Annotated in this window: 1 protein-coding gene; it reads left to right on the forward strand. The window is 64.4% G+C overall.

Annotated features, from left to right (window positions below; all coding sequences use genetic code 11):
• Nucleotides 1–1,705 (forward strand): group II intron reverse transcriptase/maturase (ltrA, locus tag BCD48_RS47015; RefSeq protein ID WP_083419000.1); only part of this gene is annotated, 1,705 nt, incomplete at its 5' end.
• Nucleotides 1,706–1,817 lie beyond the last annotated feature (112 nt).

A 1,817-nucleotide genomic window follows, 5' to 3' on the forward strand; every position in this document is an offset into this window, starting at 1 on the left:
GATGGCGGCGGCGCGGGTACTGGGAATGCAATCGAAGCTGCACCGTTGGGCCGACGAGGATAGGAATCGTCGGTTTGATGATTTGTACAATCTGGTGGCTGACCCGGCGTTTCTGGTGGTTGCGTGGCGCCGGGTTCGGGGTAACACCGGGTCACGCACGGCGGGTGTCGATGGACGAACCGCGTATGACATCGAGTCCGAGCGTGGCGTGGAGGCGTTCTTGAGCGAGGTTCGGGATCAGCTCAGGTCCCAGACGTTTCACCCGCTGCCGGTTCGTGAGCGGCTCATCCCGAAGGCGGGTGGGAAACTCCGCCGCCTAGGGATACCAGTGATAGCAGATCGCGCGCAGCAGGCGCGGGTGAAGAACGCTCTGGAACCCGAATGGGAGGCTCGGCTGGACCGCAGGCAATACGGGTTCCGGCCGGGTCGCGGATGCGCAGATGCGATCGGGATGGCCTTCAATACTCTAAGAGGCGACCGCAGCCAGCGGGAATGGGTACTCGACGCAGACCTCAAGTCAGCATTCGACAAAATCGACCACAACCACCTCATGGAAAGGCTGGGGACGTTCCCCGCCAGGGAACAGATCCTCGCCTGGCTGAAAGCGGGCGTGGTCGATAAGAACCGGTACACTCCGACCACGGAGGGAACCCCTCAGGGCGGGGTGATTTCGCCGCTACTTTTGAGCGTCGCGTTACAGGGAATCGAGCAGACCGCCGGGTCAAGATATATCCCGCGAGGCGACCTGATGTCGGGCGCACCCTCCGTCACGACCTACGCAGACGACTTTGTGGTATTCTGCCACAGTCGTGAGCAGGCCGAGTCGGTCCGGGCACAGCTTGACGCATGGCTAACACCCAAGGGACTCGTCCTCAACCAGGACAAGACAAAGATCGTGCCCGTCACCGAAGGGTTCGACTTCCTCGGGTTCAACATCCGCCGATACCAGACATCGAGCGGCGGGAAGCTACTCATCAAACCCAGCAACGACGCGATGAAAGCCATCAGGCGGCGACTGGCCACCGAGATCCGCCGCCTCCGTGCGGCGACCCCGGCCATCCTCATCGGACGACTCAACCCCATCATCCGAGGCTGGGCGGCCTACTACCGGATCGGGGTGTCCAGCGCAGCGTTCCACGCGCTGGACAACTACCTGTGGCGACTCCTCTACAACTGGGCGCGCAGGCGACACCCCAACAAACCGAAGCGCTGGATCAAAAACCGGTACTTCGGTCGCTTCAACAAGGACAGGCAAGACACGTGGGTCTTCGGCGACCGGCAGACCGGCGTCTACCTCCACAAGTTCTCCTGGACTCCCATCGTCCGACATGTCCTCGTCAAGGGCACGGCGTCACCCGACGACCCCGCCCTAACCCGCTACTGGGCAGACCGGCGGCGCAACCGGAAACTGCCGCCGCTCGCACCGTCGCTCATGCGCTCCCTGCGAGCGCAGCGAGGACGGTGCCCCCTATGCGGGAACTCCCTGACAGACGCTGACCGCGAACCTCAATCCCCCAGCCAGTGGGAGGAATGGTTCTTCACCCTGCGCACCACGCTGAGCCACCACCGCGTGGCGCAGACCAGCGGCCAGCCGGACGAGCACTACCGCCTCGTGCACGCCCGGTGCGCACGTCGCCACCCAGGCGACACCGCTCCGGCACCGGCAGTCGACGCAGGGCCTGCGCCCCCCACAGGGGCCGCTTGAGCCGTGTGCGGGGAAACTGTGCGCCGTCTAACTCGGCGCCAGATCGCCCCCGCAGGGGGCAGAGGTTCGGGAGGAGGTTACCTCTGGGTCACCCGCCTTACCTGAACGGGAA

This window comes from Pseudofrankia coriaricola, from assembly GCF_001854805.1.
GTDB lineage: Bacteria > Actinomycetota > Actinomycetes > Frankiales > Frankiaceae > Pseudofrankia.